The sequence below is a fragment of the Amycolatopsis sp. H20-H5 genome, from assembly GCF_035828755.1.
In the GTDB taxonomy this organism is placed as follows: Bacteria; Actinomycetota; Actinomycetes; order Mycobacteriales; family Pseudonocardiaceae; genus Amycolatopsis.
The window spans coordinates 51,599-69,449 of the sequence record NZ_JAYMZS010000042.1; the positions used below are offsets into that span (position 1 = coordinate 51,599).

At 59.1% G+C, this 17,851-nt stretch carries 12 protein-coding genes and 1 pseudogene; 8 read left to right on the forward strand and 5 right to left on the reverse strand.

The window, feature by feature from the left end:
- Positions 1-17 precede the first annotated feature (17 nt).
- The 4 genes from QMK34_RS23205 to QMK34_RS23220 are packed head-to-tail and all read left to right on the forward strand — an operon-like array spanning position 18 to position 3,025.
- Complete coding sequence (locus tag QMK34_RS23205; protein WP_326416342.1) at positions 18-395, forward strand: hypothetical protein; 378 nt, start codon at positions 18-20, stop codon at positions 393-395.
- Entirely contained in the window at positions 392-1,774 is a 1,383-nt protein-coding gene (locus QMK34_RS23210; RefSeq protein ID WP_326416343.1) for a WXG100 family type VII secretion target, read from the forward strand. Before QMK34_RS23205 ends, QMK34_RS23210 begins: the two co-directional genes overlap by 4 nt.
- Positions 1,762-2,373: a hypothetical protein gene (locus QMK34_RS23215; protein WP_326416344.1), complete on the forward strand. Its 612-nt coding sequence runs from the start codon at positions 1,762-1,764 to the stop codon at positions 2,371-2,373. The genes QMK34_RS23210 and QMK34_RS23215 overlap by 13 nt, the downstream gene beginning before the upstream one ends.
- Before the next feature lies 1 nt (position 2,374).
- The gene (locus QMK34_RS23220) at positions 2,375-3,025 is read left to right on the forward strand and encodes a hypothetical protein (protein WP_326416345.1); all 651 of its coding nucleotides are present in this window, start codon (positions 2,375-2,377) and stop codon (positions 3,023-3,025) included.
- A 423-nt stretch (positions 3,026-3,448) separates the two neighbouring features.
- On the opposite strand, the gene QMK34_RS23225 is transcribed toward QMK34_RS23220, so the two are convergent.
- Together QMK34_RS23225 and QMK34_RS23230 are read right to left on the reverse strand one after the other, a co-directional pair.
- Complete coding sequence (locus tag QMK34_RS23225) at positions 3,449-3,907, reverse strand: hypothetical protein (RefSeq protein ID WP_326416347.1); 459 nt, start codon at positions 3,905-3,907, stop codon at positions 3,449-3,451.
- A 320-nt stretch (positions 3,908-4,227) separates the two neighbouring features.
- Positions 4,228-4,971: a DUF6308 family protein gene (locus QMK34_RS23230; protein WP_326416348.1), complete on the reverse strand. Its 744-nt coding sequence runs from the start codon at positions 4,969-4,971 to the stop codon at positions 4,228-4,230.
- Positions 4,972-5,917: 946 nt separating this feature from the next.
- On the opposite strand from QMK34_RS23230, the gene QMK34_RS23235 reads away from it, so the two are divergent.
- From QMK34_RS23235 to QMK34_RS23245, 4 genes and pseudogenes are all read left to right on the forward strand, one after another.
- Positions 5,918-6,874, forward strand: a complete 957-nt coding sequence (locus QMK34_RS23235) for a caspase family protein (protein ID WP_326416350.1) — start codon at positions 5,918-5,920, stop codon at positions 6,872-6,874.
- Positions 6,875-7,440: 566 nt separating this feature from the next.
- Entirely contained in the window at positions 7,441-9,339 is a 1,899-nt protein-coding gene (locus QMK34_RS23240; RefSeq protein WP_326416352.1) for a hypothetical protein, read from the forward strand.
- 84 nt (positions 9,340-9,423) lie between these two features.
- Positions 9,424-9,642 (forward strand): annotated as a pseudogene (locus QMK34_RS47895) (LppA family lipoprotein); the annotation flags it as partial.
- Between the two features lie 111 nt (positions 9,643-9,753).
- Entirely contained in the window at positions 9,754-11,154 is a 1,401-nt protein-coding gene (locus tag QMK34_RS23245; RefSeq protein ID WP_326416353.1) for a hypothetical protein, read from the forward strand.
- Positions 11,155-11,264: 110 nt separating this feature from the next.
- Here QMK34_RS23245 and QMK34_RS23250 read toward each other — a convergent pair whose 3' ends face one another.
- Genes QMK34_RS23250 through QMK34_RS23260 form a run of 3 tightly spaced genes read right to left on the reverse strand, consistent with a single transcriptional unit; the run spans position 11,265 to position 17,725 of the window.
- A complete protein-coding gene (locus QMK34_RS23250) occupies positions 11,265-12,533 on the reverse strand; it encodes a PIN-like domain-containing protein (RefSeq protein WP_326416354.1) in 1,269 nt (422 codons plus the stop codon).
- Positions 12,520-15,276, reverse strand: a complete 2,757-nt coding sequence (locus QMK34_RS23255) for a site-specific DNA-methyltransferase (protein ID WP_326416355.1) — start codon at positions 15,274-15,276, stop codon at positions 12,520-12,522. The genes QMK34_RS23250 and QMK34_RS23255 overlap by 14 nt, the downstream gene beginning before the upstream one ends.
- Positions 15,266-17,725 carry a BPTD_3080 family restriction endonuclease gene (locus QMK34_RS23260; protein ID WP_442785193.1) on the reverse strand — a complete coding sequence of 820 codons (2,460 nt, stop codon included), beginning with the start codon at positions 17,723-17,725 and terminating at the stop codon, positions 15,266-15,268. Before QMK34_RS23260 ends, QMK34_RS23255 begins: the two co-directional genes overlap by 11 nt.
- Positions 17,726-17,851: the final 126 nt, after the last annotated feature.

Here is a 17,851-nt window from a genome sequence, read left to right on the forward strand (position 1 = left end):
AACGAGGGGAAACGTGGATGTCGGGTGGCTATCGGGTTGATCTGGGGCGGATGGGGTCACTCATCACGACACTGGAGCAGGCCAAGGAACGGATGACCAACGCGAACAACGCGCTGAAGAACTCCTCACCCAGCGATATGGGAAGCCGGGACATTGATTCGGCGGGTGGGGAGTTTCAGGACCGGTGGGAGTTCGGCATCGGCAAGATCGCCGAGTTCTCCGGGACGGTGGCTGAAGGGCTGTCGAAAGCGAAGCAGGTCTACGCGGAGATGGAACAGAGCGTGATCGACGCGCTCGGTCAGGGGCAGAGCGAACAACCGGCACCTCCGCCTGCCGCCGCACCACAAGCAAGGCAGTCGGAAATTGGTGACAGGTTGGGTGGGCAGAAAGCATGAACTGGGATCGCGTCGCGGATGCCGTTGCGCCGGTACAGACCGGCAACTACCCCGCCCTCGGGTTCGACCCCGCGCCCGGCACGGTGGCAAAGGTGGCGGACGTTGCTGCCACCCTGGGGAAGGTCGCGACCGAGATCGGCCAAGCGTACGAGGATCTGACCAAACTCGGGAAGTCCGATAGCTTTTGGGAAGGCGACGGTGCGCAGGCCTTCGAGGGCACGGTTGGGCAGGTCCCCGACTATCTGAATAAGGCACACCAGTCGCTCTCGAGTGCGTCGGGAACGTTGACCAACTGGGCTGACGACCTGCGCACCATGCAGAACCACGCCGCGGACCTGGAGCGCCAGGCCGAGGCCGCCCAGTCGCAGGTGACCTCAGCGCAGGCCAACCCCAACTTCCGTCTCGCCGGGCAGACCTTCACCGATCCCGCGCAGTTCCAACGGGCGCAGGACGCGCTCGGGCAGGCCCAGCAACAGCTGACCCAGGCGCAAGGTGGGCTGGACGCACTCAAGGAAGACGCGCAGCGTCTCCTCGCTCAGCATCTGGATGTGGCTGGGCAGGTTGCCGCGGCACTGCGCAAAGCGAAGGACGAAGCCCCGGAAGAGCCGGGATGGCTCGACAAGCTCGGTGACACCATCAGCAAGATGGTCGATGGCATCAAGGACCTGGCGGGCAAGGCCTGGGACTGGGTCAAAGAGCACGCCGACCTCATCGCCAAGATCGGCGACGTGCTCTCGACGATCAGCAGTGTGTTGGGTGTAGTCGCGTTGGCCACCTCCTGGATTCCAGGGGTTGATGCGGTCACCGCCGCGGCCGCGATCGGGGTCAGTGCCGCCGCCGTGGGAACCAAGCTGCTCGCCAAAGCTGCCGGGGCCGATGTGTCGTGGGGCAGCATCGGCATGGACGCCGTTGGCATCATCCCCGGAGGGAAGGCCTTGGCAGGCGCCAAGAACGCGGTCACCCAGGCCGCAAAGGCCGGTGGGATGGCGAAACTGGCGGCGAAGTCCTCTGCGCTCGGAGGAGTCGCCTCGAAGATCCCGGGCATCGGCATTGAGGCCGTGTCCTACAGCTCCAAAGCTGTCGATGGTGCCGGGAACGTGATGAAGGTGACTGGGCACATTGCGGAACCCATCACGATGCAGGCACTCAAAGAAGCCCCCAAGGACGCGATCGAGCAGGCTGCCCGCTACACCCACATGAAGTCGGTCGGCCTGGTGAACAAGCTGCCCGCGGTGAGCATCGATCCGTACTCCACAGCAGGCATCGTCACCGGCGCGGCCGTGGAGAGCGCCAAGAAGATCGCCATCGGCGAGGCGAAGGACGTCGCAGTGGACCACGTCGAAAGCTACGTCGAGAAGAAGACCGGTTGGAAACCGTGAGCGCCCACGAGCAAACGAGCAGTGCTCAAGGCGCGGAAGCGGTCCGCGCCGGGCTCGAGCGCCAGTACCAGCAGGCGTGGGGTGTGCCTGCGGCGGCGATCTTCTTCCGGACCCGGCGTTTCCGGCTGGACTATCCCGGGCGGTCGAATCTGGGGGCGATGAGCCTTGCGGGCCGGATCGTCTGGGTGTTGTGCCTGCCGTTTTTCGCGATCTACGTGCTGGTGGGTTCCATCCTGTCCGAGGTAGGGATCAACATCCCCGCGTTGGAGGATAAGGAGACCGTCAAGCCGGGCACGGTGCGGGTTCTGGGGATGGCCAAGGCCGAGCCGGTGACCAGCCTGATCGACGCATTGAGGCGCGGGCGCCGCGGTGGGTGGTTGGTACTTGCGCACAGTCGTGCGGTGTTCTTGAAGGGCTCCCTACCCAAGTCAGTGGACCGGCCGACATGGGTCTGTACCGACGGCAGTACGCGGCTGTCATTGAACAGCGACGGTCACAACGAAGTTCACCTTGCATGGCCTGAGATGGCACGGGCCAGCCTGTATCTGGATCCAGCCGAATGCGCGATCGCCTTGCGCCAGAGCCGAAAGTTTGCGTGACATGACCAGTCCGTCCGTCTCGACTCCGCAGCGGCACCAGTTCACGCTGGTACTGCCGGGAGGCTTCATCGACCTGCCGCGCGGCGAAGCGGGCATGGAGGACCTTCAGCTGCTGGCGCGCGAGCTCGCCGACCAGTTCGGACTCGACCCCGACGTTCCGATGGACCAGGGAATGGCTGAAACGGTCGTCATGCTCACCTCGGCCGGCGCCGCGGCTCAGGCCGGTGGTTCCAGCTACACCGCTGCCGGGATCTTTCGGTCTCCCGAGGACATGAACCGACCGATCATGGCGTTGGTGAACTGCTTCTGCCTGGAGTCCGGCCACATGTCGACCAACGTCGCGATCGCCGGCTTGGGGGAGGTGCATCGCAGCACCGCGAAGGGGAACGTCGAGGTTGTGGAGCTCCCGGTCGGCCCGGCGGTGGTTGCGCAATCCGTTACGCAGAGCAGCATCTCGATCGGCGAGGACACCGTCGAGATCACGGAGCACGCCATCACCGCGTGGATTCCCGGGACGAAGGTTGTGCTTGGCCTGGCGGTGACCAGCAACAACACCGAGGACTGGGCGCACGTCGTCGACTTGGCGCGCGGTATTTTCGACACGTTCGAGTGGGCGGATGCCTTGACCGGTAAGCCTAGTAACGGTGACTAAATTCGGGTCGAAGGTGTAGGTGAAACTTGCCAGCCGAATCTAGGGAACAGGGCGCGCTGCGCCAGTGATCGGCAGGGATGGGGCCCCGGTGCACACGAGGGGGAGGTGGTGCACCGGGACGTAATCCAGTCCAGTGCGACCGGACGACTCCCGCTCGAGGACGGCATCGCCGCATCCCATTTACGTGTCACGGCGCTTGGTTTCGGCCGACCGTTATGGTGAGCTGCGGGGATATTTAGCGAAACCACTTCGCCGTCGGGTCCCTCTTTCGTGGGAAGTGGGACCCGACGGCGGCAGCGTGCGCTGCTAAAGGAGATATGGTGCGCGGTGACACGGAAAATCTGGATTTGGTAGGTCGAGGTTACCGTGTCGTGGCCGCTGCCAGCGGTGCGATCCGCTGGCAGCGGCTCTCCCGACGCTACTTCAGTTTGCGTATTCCGCCACGCGTGGGCCAGCCGAGTACTCAGCGTTGCTATTCTTCTTCAGGGCGTGATCCTTATGTACGTAGCTGTCGAGACTGGTGCGCAGGCTCTTTTCGTTTTCGATACCCAGCTCTTGGGCGATGTCACGTACTTTGAACAGTCGCTCCGGGCTTTGGGCGGCAAGCTTACATACGCGAGCACGGCGGTCTCGGGGCACGTCTCCGGGCTCGGCCTCTTCAGCGCTGCGAGCCTGTCGGTTGGGGTGATCGGGAATCCCGTCCGACTTCCAGATATTGAGTTCCTCTTGTTTGTCGAGGAGGGCTTCGGCGAACTTTCGTAGCTTGGTGAACTTGTAGGCGTGTCGACGGTGTTCGTCCTCTTGGCTGCGGAATAGCTGCGCGTACTTACCTGGGTCTGTGGAGATTGCTTCCCAGGAGACGTTGGGTAGGTCAAAGGTCATGCCGGGGAACGTAGCGGATCGACTGAGGTTACCTGCAACCGGTGAGGTCATCATCACTCGAAAGGTTACATCGCGAGCGTATAAGTTCCTGACCCGAACTTGTTGCGAGGTAAGTGGCTTGGCATCGTGACCCAGCAGCCTGGGTACCTGGATCTTATAACTGTGCGGAAAAGAACTTGTCAGCAACTGGCAAGGGTTACATGTGGCCTGAATCAGTCAGCGTTCGGTGAACTGAATTAGGTCAATGTCGTTCGTAGTCAGGCTCTTAAAGTCGATGAACATGGCGACCTGCTCACGGTTGCCGGGCGGTGAAGTGCTGGTCACGAGGTGGGTCCGTTCGTTGTTGTGGGGTCGGTTCGGCGACGGGACAGGCTCCCGCTCATAGCTTGCATCCAGAGGATCACGTCAACACAGCGCAACAGGCTGATGTCCTCGATCCCGCCGGCCTCGCTCCGGAGTTCAGCTACGGCGACCGTTCGGCTGGGGTCGCTGTCGAACCAGGTCCACAGACAGGCCCAGATGCTGTCGGGGCGATTGAGCAGCGCCTGGACCTTGGAGTCGTAGACGGGCAGCAGGTGGGGACGCTTGCGGGCGAGCAGCTTGTTCGCCGCGACCCAGCGGTCTTTGCCGCCACACTGTTTCAGGAATCGCCAGAGTTCGCTGGCGGGTGAGTCTGGCGCGTACACCGCCCAGCCCACCTCGTGCATTGTCACGTCGGCGGGGATCTGGCGGAGCAGGTCGGTGATCCGGTCAGCGTTGGCCACGGTCACGGCGAGAGCGACTTGGGGCAGCCTGTCCGTGATGCTCAGGAAGGTGAGCGCGAGCACGTCCGCTGCTGTGATCTGGTCGCGGACGGCGGCAGCGTCGCCGCCGCTATCGAACCGCTCGAAGCCGCGGCCGGCGTACAGCCCTCCGACGGTGGGATCCTGGTTGAAGTAACGCTGTAATGCCCGAACGGAGTCAGTGCGTCCGTCGCCACGGACGCACTGGTCGAGGAACTGGTGCTGAGGCCGGTAGGATTCGACGTCCGGAACGTCTTGGACAGCAATGCCGGTTGGCGTCATGTTCCTCTCCATGTGGTGCGGCGGTTATCGGCCATCGAGTTCGAAGGACCGTTCCCGTGGATCGGGGATCCAGGGCTTGACCATTGCTCCGGCGTCGTCGATGGGTCGCTCGGTGAGCGGCACTGCCACATGCTGCTGCCAGCAGTGCGAACACCACGCACAAGACCACGGCCCAAACGACGCCAGCGGATATGGCGAGATAGACCTGCGTCGCTGCCGCGCATGAGTAGGTGATCGCCAGATATCGCCATGTGCATGCAGCGTGCATCCGTCAGCCTCCTCGTGACCTTCGGTGCGGGCGTGTCTTAGCCACAAGGTCGCAACGGGGAGGCAGGTGTTACGTCGTATGTGACGTCCCGACGTCGGCATCTACGTTTACGACAAACTATGGCGATGTTTGGCAAGAAACCGACGGCGCCTTCGGTTAGACCACTCGGTTGAGTCACTTCTGTTAGTAACGCCTAGTGGCCAAAAACGACTATCGGTAAGACGAACAGACGCCAGAGACGCCGGCAGTGGTCGTAGTAGGGAGTATGTCCAGTGAGAAACCCGCGAGCCTTCATCAGTTTTGACTTTGACCACGACGAGTCCTCGCGCACGCTTTTTGCCGGTCAGGGGCGCGAGAGTTCGCCAACACCGTATGCGGTCGGTGATTGGTCTTCTCGAAGTGCGTTGCCGCAGAATCAATGGAAGATCATGATTCGAGATAAGATCAACCGATGCAATCTCGTCATTATCCTAGTGGGCAAGTACCTGGCAAGTGCAGGAGGTGTCGCAGCTGAGATACGAATGGCTAATGAGTGCAATGTCCCGTACTTTGGGGTCTACGTCAACGGTGGCACCACCTTAAGTACGCTACCCAATGGCCTTTCGCGCTCGCGGACGTATTCGTGGACCTGGGAGAACGTCGGTGCCGCAATTGATATGTGCATGACTGAGGGCAAGAATGTTAGGTAGACGAGCGCTTGTTGTTGGAATCGATGACTATCCGACTTCGCCACTGAGTGGTTGCGTAAACGACGCTATTGCGGTACACGCACTCCTTGCGCGCAACTCTGATGGCTCACCAAACTTCGACGTGCAGCTGTTGGTCTCAGATCAGCAGGAGATCACGCGGTCTTCATTGCGGGCAGCGATTGAACGCCTCTTCACGCATGACACGGCAGAAGTTGCACTCCTCTACTTCTCGGGTCACGGTACTGAGAATGGGTTGGGTGGCTATATTGTAACGCCGGATGCTCGGAAGTATGACGAAGGAATAAACCTCTCTGAAATTCTCACCCTTGCCAATAAATCCACTGCTCAGGAGCGAGTTGTTATTCTCGATTCCTGCATGAGTGGCGGACTAGGTTCAGTGCCGGCGATCGACTCAAGTTCGGCAAATCTGACCGAAGGGGTTTCTATACTTTCAGCATCGCGCGCTGGCCAGGCCGCAATGGAAGTAGGTAACCGCGGCGTGTTTACCGGCTTTGTTTGTAGTGCGCTTGAGGGTGGCGCTGCAGATGTGGTCGGGAACGTGCATGCTGCTGCGGTCTACTCGTACGTTGAGGAAGGGTTGGGGCCATGGGATCAGCGGCCTCTGTTCAAGGCGCACCTGAGCACTATGATACCGCTCCGCAAGGCTGAACCTGCCGTGCAAATCGACGTACTGCGAACTCTGCCGCAGTGGTTCCCGGAGAAAGAAAGCTTGTATCCGCTCGACCCTTCATATGAGTATACCCATGAATCAGCTGATAAGGATCATGTGACAATCTTCAAGAAGCTGCAGTTGTGTCGTGACGCGAAGCTAGTGGAATCTGTGGATGAGGCGTTCATGTACTTCGCGGCCGTTAATAGTACTGCGTGTAGGTTGACGCGGCTTGGCCAGCATTACTGGCATCTAGCGAAGAAGGGACGGTTGTGAAGGGGCGTTCAATGCGCGTTGGATTCACGGGTCATCAAAAGTTGTCGCCTGCGACCGCGGTGCTCGTCGCGCAATCTTTGCGGGATGAGTTGTCCAAATGGCCACTAGTCTCGGGGATCTGCTCACTTGCCGAGGGCGCAGACCAAATATTCGCTCAGAGCATTTTGGCTATGGGTGGCGTGCTTCACGTGGTTGTGCCATGTGCCGACTATAGAAGCTCGTTCGCGCATGAGGTCGAGGCTTCTCTGTACGAGCAACTTCTTCTCGCGGCCAACTCCGTGATCGAACTTGACTTCCCTCGACCCAGCGAAGAGGCCTATTGGGCGGCGGGGCGTCGTATCGTTACAGAAGCTGATCTTCTTATCGCGGTGTGGGACGGTAAGCCAGCCGGTGGACTTGGGGGTACCGCAGATGTTGTCCGGTTCTCTCATGAAGAACAGAAACCTGTCCAAGTCATTTGGCCGAAGGGTGCCTCGCGCACGAATTAAGAATATTAGTGCCAGAGTTTGTCGGAGGTAAGCGTCCCCATGTCATTCCTCAGGTTGAGTCGCAGTTCCGTTAGGGTTTTGGCAGGCCTCATCATCGGTGTTGCGCTCTTGTTTTTAGGGTCGTCCGCGGTTGCGCAACCTGCTCCCTGGGAACCTTCGGTTGCCGTGCCGGGGGGTTGGAAGGGTAAAGATGTCCATGTCAAGACTTCGCCGATTCGCGTAGGTACAAGCTCGGATGATGCCGATACCGTGCAAGTTTGTACTAGCGAAAAGTCTTCTTGGTCTGAGGCTAAACTTGGCCTAGACCTAACGATTCACACTGTTACTTGCCCTAATCGGAAGACGGCGGAGCAGACAAACCTCGGGTTTCAATCAAATTACGCCGCGCTACGTAATTCATCGGTACTGTCCGATGATGCAGACCATGCGTTTATTCCGGCGGATTCGAAGACTATCGCCTACGGCCGACAATGGTTGCAGGGAAATTCAATTATAGTGATCTTAACGTACTGCAGCCGGCCTGGCGACGTGAATTGCCTCCAGCTAAACGGGGAGCTGTCTAAGAGCTTCTCTGGAGCGTTTCCGGGCAGTCCTTCTGCCGGAGGGCAGGCTATTATACAGGATACCGCCAGCTTTGCGATGACTTCACTCGCTCTCCCATGGGTACTGTGGGTCGGTGTCGCAGGACTGGTGGCGAAGCTGGGCGCTGATCGCTATCGACTTCCGGGCGAGAGCGCTAACTTTATAGATACGCGAAAAGCGTCTCGATCTTTGCGTATGAGGTCGCTCTGGTATGGAGTTTCGATTGGCGCAATTCGCGTTCTCCTGGCTCTGTTGCTGTTGGGCGCCATCTCTCTCTTCTATGAATTTAGCCTGAGGATTCTCCTGGTTGGTGCCCTCGCGGGATTTTTGCTCACTTGTTCAGTTTTGCTACGCCGCAAGTTGAATAACCCGCTGTATAGCGGTCGAGTCTACACATTAACGCGTCGAGTAAATGTCAGAACGGTAACGGGTGCCTGTCTGCGTTTCGCGGCAGGTTTCCTCATGATGTTCACTCTGTTCACGTATCTACTGGTCTGCTTTTCCGCGGCACTTGGGGGGCCGAGGGGCGCTTTCATGGGTATAGCGCTGCGCAACTTCCAGTTAGCAATCGAAGCCGGTAGCGCCGGGTTCTTTGACTACGTGCGCTATTACAGTATATGGGCATCTGGCAGTGCTGCGAGCGTGGGTTATGCTGTAGTGCTGTGTGCAACATTTCTGTTCGCGATAGATCGAATGGGCGTATACTTGCAGGTTCGTGATGCCAAGGATGCTTTGCGGGCGGACGGTCGACTGCCAATTCTGTACCTACGAAACTTTGGCGATGACAAATTAAAGGTTCGTGCTAGTCGAGTCAGTCGACGTGGCGTCCTGGGTCGTCTCTCTGTGACTAGAAAAAGAAAATTCGAGGAGACCGTCGCGTGGCGTGTCAATAGCTTTGCAAATATTATCGCAGTTAATGATCCTGGAAATTTTCTTCCAACGCTCGGCGCTGCCAAGTTTAACCTCGCTCACAGTGACTGGAAAATTGAGGTTGAGAGACTTGCCTCCTCAAGCTTTGCCGTACTTGTTTCCGCAACCCCGACAACGATAAACGAAGGTTTGCGATGGGAACTGGATATGATTGCAAATCGTCTGAGGCATGGAAGGGTAGTCCTGCTGCTCGCGCCGCGCAAGAAAGATGAGCTGATTTACTCCTGGAAGCTCTTCGTGGATTCGGTCAGGGATCTTTCGTTCTTCGATGGCGTCCGTGACATTAATCCGACAGGCGCAGCTCAGGTTATTACTCACATTCCCGGTGTTGGCTGGAGGGCGTGGGGTGCTACGACTCGAACCGAATGGACCTACACAGTGGCCATCCAGAGTGCGCTGACGGAGATGGCGAGGCATGCGGGGCCGACGACTGAGAACATGAATGCGTACGCGACGGCGGAATAGACTGCCGTCGGGATGCGTGCCGAAGGCCACCACGCCACCTAGTTTAGCGAGAAGGTGCTGGCCAATCCTTAATGGAGCCAGGCGAAGGGCCTTGTCTCCGAGACATCGGCGCCGTTCGGGTTCACCAAGACCGTGATCACGTCAGACCAGCCCGGCAACTACCAGTTCACCCTCGTCGATCCCCACGGCGCCGAGCTCTCATTCGGAGCGGATAAGAATATTGTTCTAGCGCTCACCAGCGGGTGCCATCTCACCGCCGACGCCAAACTGAGAGGTCCGTCCCCAGCAGGCCCGCCAACCTAGCGTTGGCATCGCGCCACCCCAGCCCCAGGCGTTGCCCGGCGTACGTCACCCGTTCGTGTGGTGTGGCGAGACACGGTTCTGCTGGTTGGCGATGAGGAGTTAGCTGCAGGTATGCACCTGTGGGATCCGATCAACGATCGCCAGCTGATCGTGCTCAAACGGCTGTCAGCGGGCGAAAGTCTGAGCGGAGCAGCTGAAACGCAGGCTCGTATCTCGGCTAGGGCATTGACTCGCCGCGGTCTTGCCGAGGTGAGCCACCCCGATGGCGGCTGGCAGATGGGTATCACCGCGGCGGGGTCGTTCTATCTCGAACATGGCCACCATCCTGACCAACCGCCAAGCGACCGGCGCGGTGTGAGGGCGCACCAGCCTGGAAGCAGTGCCAACGGCCTGGTCGAGCTGCATCCGGCGCCGATCGATTGGGACGGCAAGCCGCTGGAACACGACGGAATGCTGTGGAAGCCCGAACCGGGCACGTCGGTGACGTTTGATCAGTTTGTCCAGGCACGATTGCTGGTGGTGGAGATCCATCGCGATATGGCGTGGAATCGCTGGCGGGAGGACGAACGCGCTGGTGAGCTGCAGGATGCCATGGATGTCTTCGCTCACTGGCATCGAGCCGAGCCGGACTTCCGCCCCATGACCGCGGAGGAGGTGGCCGCGTGGATGGACGAGGAGGAGGCCAGCTCCAAGGCGCGCATCCAGGAGGACGAGCGGCAGCGGCGGGCCCGCATCCCTCCCTACGATGCGGAGCGGGAGCAAGCGCGGCTGTCGCTACTTGAGTGTGAGGCCAGCCTGCGCTCGTCGAGCAAGGAGCGCGAAGGGCTTGCGGATGGCTCGTTGTTCCCCGCGATGGACGCTCAGCGCAGAGACAGCCAGATCAAAGAGGCCGAAGCGGCGGTTGTTTCACAGCAGGCTCGCATGGATCAGCTGCGCCAGGTGGTCGGGGACCTGGAAACCGTCGTAGACAGCGAAGGCCGGCTGCCGTGTGACCGCCGTGAGTTCCACCTGAGCAGGTTTTCCTGGTGGCGAGGGGACGAGGTGCGACGGCTTCGAGCGCTGGACCTGGAGTTTCAGGAGAAGTTGGCCGACGCAACCGATCGCAGCGCGCGGGCCCAGTTGCGTACTGACCGTAGCCGCGCTGAGCAGCAGCGGGAGGCGCTCGAGGTCATGCCATCGCTTGACGCTGCGGCGATGTGTTCGGAGTGTGCCAGCCCGATGAACTGGCACCAGGGCTCATGGCCGATCCACCTGCAAATGGGTCCTTGCCCTGCTTGGCCAAATTGGGCAGCGCGCGTGAAGAAGGCTCGCGAGATGCTCCTTCAGGATCACGACCAGCGGGCCAAGACGGCCCCAAGGCCCAAGCCCATCGCAGTCGTTCCCTCCGGCCTACCGATCGCTGAGATCGTCGCCAAGCTGGCGGAGATCCAGGTGAAGCACCCAGACGCCATCGTGCGGCGGGGAGCGGCTAACCGGTGGGAGGTATGGCCCCCTAGGAACAAGAAGTCGTAGTTGAGCCTGTCTATCGCCGTACGGCTGATCGAGCGCTGTGCTCAGTTCAAGAACTTGTACGTCAACAGCCCGTGTGCCCACCGCGCCGTCGACTTTGCGGGCAATACGTTCTAGTCGATGCTCGCCGAGTCGTTCCCAGCATCGGCAGCCAGTAGCTCTACGACGTCGAGCGGGATTTCGAATCTGACTGCGGTCACATCCTGATAAATAGGGGTCAGCATCGGTTCGACGCCTTCATCGACTAACCCATCATTTTGCAGGTCACGGGTGATTCGCGCGGACGGCCGAGTAAACCCGCGCAGCATTCGATCTGAGTCGTAGCCTCCGATCTCGTAGATTTTCTCGCGATCGATTATCCCGCCTTGGCTCGCGGCGAAGCGAATGACGTCAGCTTGCACTGCGCCCTCAGCGTCAAGGCGCCGTAGTAGCTCGCGGACTGCTTCCGCCGACCATCGGGGTGCCTCCGTTGTCACGCTCCCCCTTGCCACGTCGGACGCCGCCTCAGCGTTCACCTCGATATCGAGGATGGAAGCATGCTCGATTAATTGCACCGGCCTAATTAAATGCAGTCCTTGTGGGCTTTGGTTTGCAAATTCATCGATTAATTCAGATCGAGGGCCCATGAAGGCATTTCGATGTTTCCACCACCAGTCTTCCTTTTCGTCTCCGGTAACGATTGCCAGTGGTAAATCACGATTCTTGGCTTCGAGTATGGATTGATGCCAGACTAAATAGTCGCCGGTAGCTCCATCGGGGCCAGTGCCATTTTCTTTCGATGCGTCTTTGTATCCAGGCGGGATTTGGTCCTTGACTCGACGACTGGCTTCGGCGACTGCGTTCTGGTGCTCATCGACCGACAGGGGGGGACCAACCTTGCCGTCTAGCAACTCGCGCAGCATGATTACCACCGAGTCGGTCGCGGCGTCGTAGGTGACCCGACCTGCCTGACCTGTTTCGGCATCGATCAACTCAACGGAATCCGAGAAACCCGACTTCAGCCTGTCCCGCACGCGGTCCTTGATCTCGGCGGGGATCGCCGTCTGTTTGGCCCAGAGCTCAAGACCTTGCAGAGTCTTGAGCTCGTTATCTTGGAGCATCTTCCTGACTTGTTCAGTCGCTTTGTTGCGATCATCGATCGCCCTGCATCGATTACGCCAGAACTCTCGGGCGGCCTGATGGCTCACCCAGACCCGATCGCCGACTGCGCGAAGCACCTCCAAGAGTGCACTCTGAGCATTGGGACTGTAGCGATAGAAATTGAGCAGCACGTTGGCGTCCAGGCTCAGTAGGCCGCCTGACAGGGCGCGCCGAACCTCTTCGCCCGTCTGTGGGATTAAGCCAGCGAACCCCCTGTCAAGGGAACCGTTACTGAGCGTCATTGTCGACCCCAAAGATCTTCATGACTTCGTCGCCATAGTCGTTGATAACCTTGACTGCAATCTTGCCAGTAACTGGTTTGGTGAATGGCCTGGACGTTGTGGCATATAGAGACTCCCAAGCGTCGGCCTCGATATCAGCTTTAAGTGCCACCTTGAGCCGTTTGTACGGATCATTCCCGCCAGTGAAATAACAGTGGCGCACGAAAAAAGATTCCTCGTTGTACTCAGTATCGATCATCCATAGCGCGATCCTGCTGGTGTCGTTACTTCGTACTTCGCCGGTTGTCGGATCGTAAACGTCGACGCCTTTCAAGTGAACGACCAGGTTGTCGCCGGTCTCTTCGATCTCGATATCGGGCTCGCCGAAGACGGTAAAGAGATTGCCTGCACCGGTCTTCTTGAGTTCTTCGCCCATAAGCAGGTCGGCATTCATCCGGACCATGAGGACTGGGATACGTCCCAGCTTGCGGGTGGCTGCCACATTCGCAAAACCTTCGTCGGTGGCTTCCACGGTTACGCCGTCGTCCTCTGTTACCCCAGTAACTTGTGCATCGAACGCAAACCCCAAGATGCACAGCAAGTCGACGCCCTTAGCGTTGATCGCTTCACGCGCAGTCTTCTTGACGAATGACGGACTCACGGTGCCGTACTGTGGTCCGATCGCAAGGGCAACCCGAGTTGGGCTCTTTCCTTCTTCCTCGGCTGCGCGTTCGCCGATCGCCTGTACATACTCGCCGGCATAGCTCTCGAACGACGCGAACGTGATTCGCTCCGCACGGCGACCGTTCTGGATACCGGCCTTGGCAAGGTTATCGAGGATCGACTGCTCGAAGTTGGGCGCGTCAGCATCTTTGGCCGCTTCGGTTTCACTAGCCGACTCGTGGGGTGCGCCGTCTGGTCCGCCAGGAAAGGCGAGGGATCGGTGCGGACTCAGTGCCTCGACGGTAAACGGCCCGGAGACGCGGAGCTTCTTCCGATCCTCATAGGGTTTGCTGTAGAGCAGTTCGAAGTCGGCGTGCCGTTTGATCGCCGCGTCGATCTCCTGTTGGCTCATTCCCTCCTTGATGTCTGGGTTATTCGCAATAGATTTCAGCGTGACGTGCTGAACCCGCTCGTAGACGAAGCCATGCCGAACGTCGTCAGTGAATCGCTGGCGTGGTAACGCTTGCGCAGTCAGTGCCTGCTCTTTCGCGTGTCCTTCCGTGGAGTCGGCGAGCAGGTACCAAGGGTACTTCGCTCCCATGATCCGTTGTCTTGCTAATGTTAGGGCCACACGAGAGGTGTCGACGGTGATCCAGCGGCGTCCCCACTGCTCGGCGACGTGAGCCGTGGTGCCGCTACCGCAGGTCGGGTCGAGTACGAGATCTCCAGGGTCGGTACACATGAGCATACATCGCTGAATTACCTTAGTATTACTTTGAACAATGTAAATCTTGTCTTCAGTGAATGAGCCTGTTCCGACGTCGGTCCAGACGTTATTGATCGACATGGCTGGGAAGTCGTCAAGGAAGCGAACATACTGCAAGGTTCCATTCCGGGTGACGAATACCCGGCGTGCGGCCAGTAGTCTATCCATGCCACTTCGATTTGTTTTCCAGCCACTCTTTCCTACGGGGTAGGCAACACCGTCGATTTCCACATCGAAGAACTGAGGCGCCCCGGAACTCTGGGATGTCAAATTGTCGGGGCGAAACAGTCTAGCTCCCTTGGGAAGTGAGGATGGTTCAATCAATTCTTCTTTGGTTGCGCTACGCGACGACCCGTCAGGAAGTCTAACTCGCTTGTATAGGTCGCCGCCCTGGCCGCTGGTTTTGTCGGTAAGGAGCTGTCGGTACTTTAATTGTTCACGATTCTGTCCGTACCAAATAATATGGTCGCTTACGCCGGCCAGGGCAAGAGTTCCGCCCGATGGGCTCCCTGCGCCGCTAGTAGTCCTGAGGACAATTTGGCTGATAAAGTTCTCCGGTCCGAAGACCTCATCCATTAGGGAGCGAACGAGGTGCACATTCTCGTCGCCGATCTGAACGAAGCACGAACCCGATTCGGCAAGCAAGTCGCGGGCGACGATTAGTCGGTCACGGAGGTAGGAGAGGTATGAGTGGATGCCTAATTCCCAGGTGTCGCGGAATGCCTTGATCTGCTCGGCCTCACGTACCGCGTCCTCAATCTTTCCGTCCTTGACATCACGATTTCTGGCCGACACCTGCCAATTGGAGCCGAACTTGATGCCATACGGCGGGTCGAGGTAGATCATCTGTACCTTGCCGCGTAATCGTTCTCGCTCGGCGAGCGAGGACATCACCTGAAGGGAGTCGCCGAGGATCATCCGGTTCGACCAGTTTGCGTCGTGGTGGTAGAAGTCGATTTGATCCAGCTCTTCGAGTCCGTCGAAGGACTCGAAGAGTGCTAGCTCGAGCTCCGGCTCGTGCTCCAGGCGCTCGGGAGTCTGGCGAAGGTTCTCGATCAAAACTCGCGGGTCGATCTTCTCCTGAATATAGATCGGCGGCGCATCGGTGACTAGATTGGAATCATCTGAGTTCGCCGTTTCGGCCGATGGGTACTTGCCACGCCAGACCAACTGTGGGTCGAGGGTCTCGTCCCGAGCATAGCGAACCTTGCGGACCTCTTCCAGGCTTGGGTCGACGAACTCGTGTGCATCGGCCGTTGGGATGTTGGTCCGCTTGTCGCTATGCTTGATCGCGTCAACGGGTGTCGGTCCCTTGACTTCCTGCTTACGCGCCACGAGCGTGCCTCACGTCCCTCTCATTGAAATCGAGCAAGTCTGGATGTCCGATAATTGGCGCGTCCCCGTATAGGGCCTGGATCGCTTCGGTAAGATGCACCTTGAACGTCAGCGGATCGTGCATCTCGATGTAACCCCAGCGCCCGAATCCAGCGTGATTATTCACTGATGCGCACCATGATTCTCGGGCCGTCGTCGCCTTCACCTGCGTTGGGCCGGGACTCTTCCGACTGCCTGACACCTCCACGATCAGCATGCGATCGAAGGGTTCGCCCTCGACTGGCCGGAGGCGGACCAGAAAATCCGGAAAGTAGTCATGTGATCGTCCTTTGTGGACGTACGGAATCGTAAAGCCAAGGTGGTCGTTCTTTACGTATGAACTGACGTTCGGGTTCAGTTCCAGTTCAGCTGCCAGCAGCTGTTCCCAGGTGTTACCGTCCCTGCCATCCAGGGTTACATGTGTGACTTCCGACTTGTCGGCAGTCACGGCCGCTTTGCGGGTGTGAAAGTAGACGTCCGCGGTCGAACCTTTTGGGTTGAAACGGTTCAGCATCGGACGCAGCCGACCTCGACGATCGGCCGCGCGGCTGATGGCCTCCCAGATCTTCTCGGCGGCCTCGGTCTGTGCCTCAGTGATAGTCATCAAGTAACCCAAGTCATATCCGTCGGCTTGGACCACCCGATGGTCGATCCACTGCCGGCAGATCTGGACGAGTCGAGGGAACAGCCATGGACGCTTGTCGTCAACGGTTGTGAATTGGGTGTCGAGAACGCGCCTTGCAAGTGCGTAGGCGACTTCCTGCGGGCGGTAGGCGCGTTCGTCACCTGCCTCACGTTCGCCACTGCCGATGACCCCTTCCACTTCGACCCACCTGGGTACCGTGTTGGGACCGATCTCGAACATTGGCGCATGGTCGAGATCGAGCGAGATCTCCTCGTCCGGCAGTTCTACGCGATAGCCGACGAGATTCGGAAAGGTGATCCGGAGGTGCTCACGGCCCGCGAGGGCTTCGACCTCCTGGACAGGCCTTGGCAACGTCGGTTCGGTGACCGGCTTGTCAGACGAAATAAACTGGAACGGGATGCCGTAGACGTTGGCGTACTCGGGCTCGAAGTAACCCGCGTCATTGACCGCGTAGGATCGGCGTCGCAACCCTCGGCCGACGACCTGCTCGCAGAGCAATTGGCTGCGGAAGGCGCGGACGCCGAGTACGTGAGTAACCGTATTGGCGTCCCAGCCTTCCGTCAGCATCGAAACGCTGACGACACAACGCACCTGCTCGCCGAGTTTGCCCTTCTTTCCGACCGTGTTCATCACCTCGCGAAGAAGCTCATCGTCGGTGATTTTTTCGACATCGGCCCCAGGGTAGCGGCGACGGTAGTCGGCCTTGAACGCGGCGATCTCGGCGCTGGCATCGCGTTTGAATATAGGATTCATGCCTTCGCCGGACTCCAGCTGGGCCGAGTCGATCAGGATTGTGCGCGGTCTGGCCAGGGGTGTGCCGTCGATGACGTTGCTGAGCAGACTGAGATTGCCGGGCTTGTGTGCGATGACCTCGTCGGCTTCGTCCACTATCTGCTCGCCAGCAATCCAGTCGTAGACGAGCTTGCTCACGACGGTGTTGGGACAGACGACGATGAAGACCGGTGGTGTCTCGTCGTGCTCCTCGAGCGTCTTCTCCCAGTGCTCGAAGGCTCGCTGATAGCTGCGGTGCAGGCTGCGGAGCGCACCCTCAAGTTCGGGAGGCGGCGCCCAGTCCTTCATTTTGCTTCGCGAGGCGCCTTTGGGAAGCACGTTGCCAACGAAATCCCAAAGGTGCAGGTAGACAACCAGCTCGTGGTCGGCATCGTCATCGACAGGTGTCCGTGGCACCTTGACGATGCCCGACTCGATCGCGTCCATCAGGGAGAAGTCACTGACGGTCCACGGGAACAGGTGGCCCTCGTGATAGCCGGAGCCATTGAGGTAGAACGGTGTCGCCGACAGGTCGAACACCTGCTTGATCCCGACGTGCCGTGCGATGGCATGCAGTCCCCGAAACCAGACGCGTGCCTCGTCGTTGGCTGCTCTCTGATCTCTGTTGAGCTGGCTGGCGTTCGCGTCCGCCGGGATAGGTCGGTCTTGGTAGCAATGGTGCGCTTCGTCGTTGAAGACCATGATCTGCTGCTTTCCGGCAGCCACTCCACCAAAGGCCCTCAGTACTCGACTGACCATGGCTTTCGGAGTCTCTTTGAACGCGTCTTCTGTTCTGTCTCCCTTGAGTAGGAGTCGGGTGTTCCGGGCCACGCCCTTAATTTCCTTGGCGTCTTTAAGTTGGAAAGCGTGGTAGTTGGTAATGACAATCCTGGCATGCTCAAGACTGCCCTTGAGGTCCACGGGGATCAGGTCTCGCTGGTCGTAGTAGTTCTCCGGGTCTTCCGGAAGTAGTACCCGGAGGCGATCCCTAATGGGTGTAGTTCGGCTGGAGTGAGGTGGACTGGTCTGTGACCTGCGGGTTTTCCGGCCCTGATCATGAGGAAGGGCTCCTTCCCGCTACGTTCTTAGGTGCTTACGCCAAGTACGTGGTCAAAGAAG

Coding starts and splice junctions, on each gene's coding strand:
- QMK34_RS23205 (WP_326416342.1), top strand. CDS start 18: ATGTCGGGTGGCTATCGGGTTGATCTGGGGCGGATGGGGTCACTCATC.
- QMK34_RS23210 (WP_326416343.1), top strand. CDS start 392: ATGAACTGGGATCGCGTCGCGGATGCCGTTGCGCCGGTACAGACCGGC.
- QMK34_RS23220 (WP_326416345.1), top strand. CDS start 2,375: ATGACCAGTCCGTCCGTCTCGACTCCGCAGCGGCACCAGTTCACGCTG.
- QMK34_RS23225 (WP_326416347.1), bottom strand. CDS start 3,907: ATGACCTTTGACCTACCCAACGTCTCCTGGGAAGCAATCTCCACAGAC.
- QMK34_RS23230 (WP_326416348.1), bottom strand. CDS start 4,971: ATGACGCCAACCGGCATTGCTGTCCAAGACGTTCCGGACGTCGAATCC.
- QMK34_RS23235 (WP_326416350.1), top strand. CDS start 5,918: ATGTTAGGTAGACGAGCGCTTGTTGTTGGAATCGATGACTATCCGACT.
- QMK34_RS23245 (WP_326416353.1), top strand. CDS start 9,754: ATGCACCTGTGGGATCCGATCAACGATCGCCAGCTGATCGTGCTCAAA.
- QMK34_RS23250 (WP_326416354.1), bottom strand. CDS start 12,533: ATGACGCTCAGTAACGGTTCCCTTGACAGGGGGTTCGCTGGCTTAATC.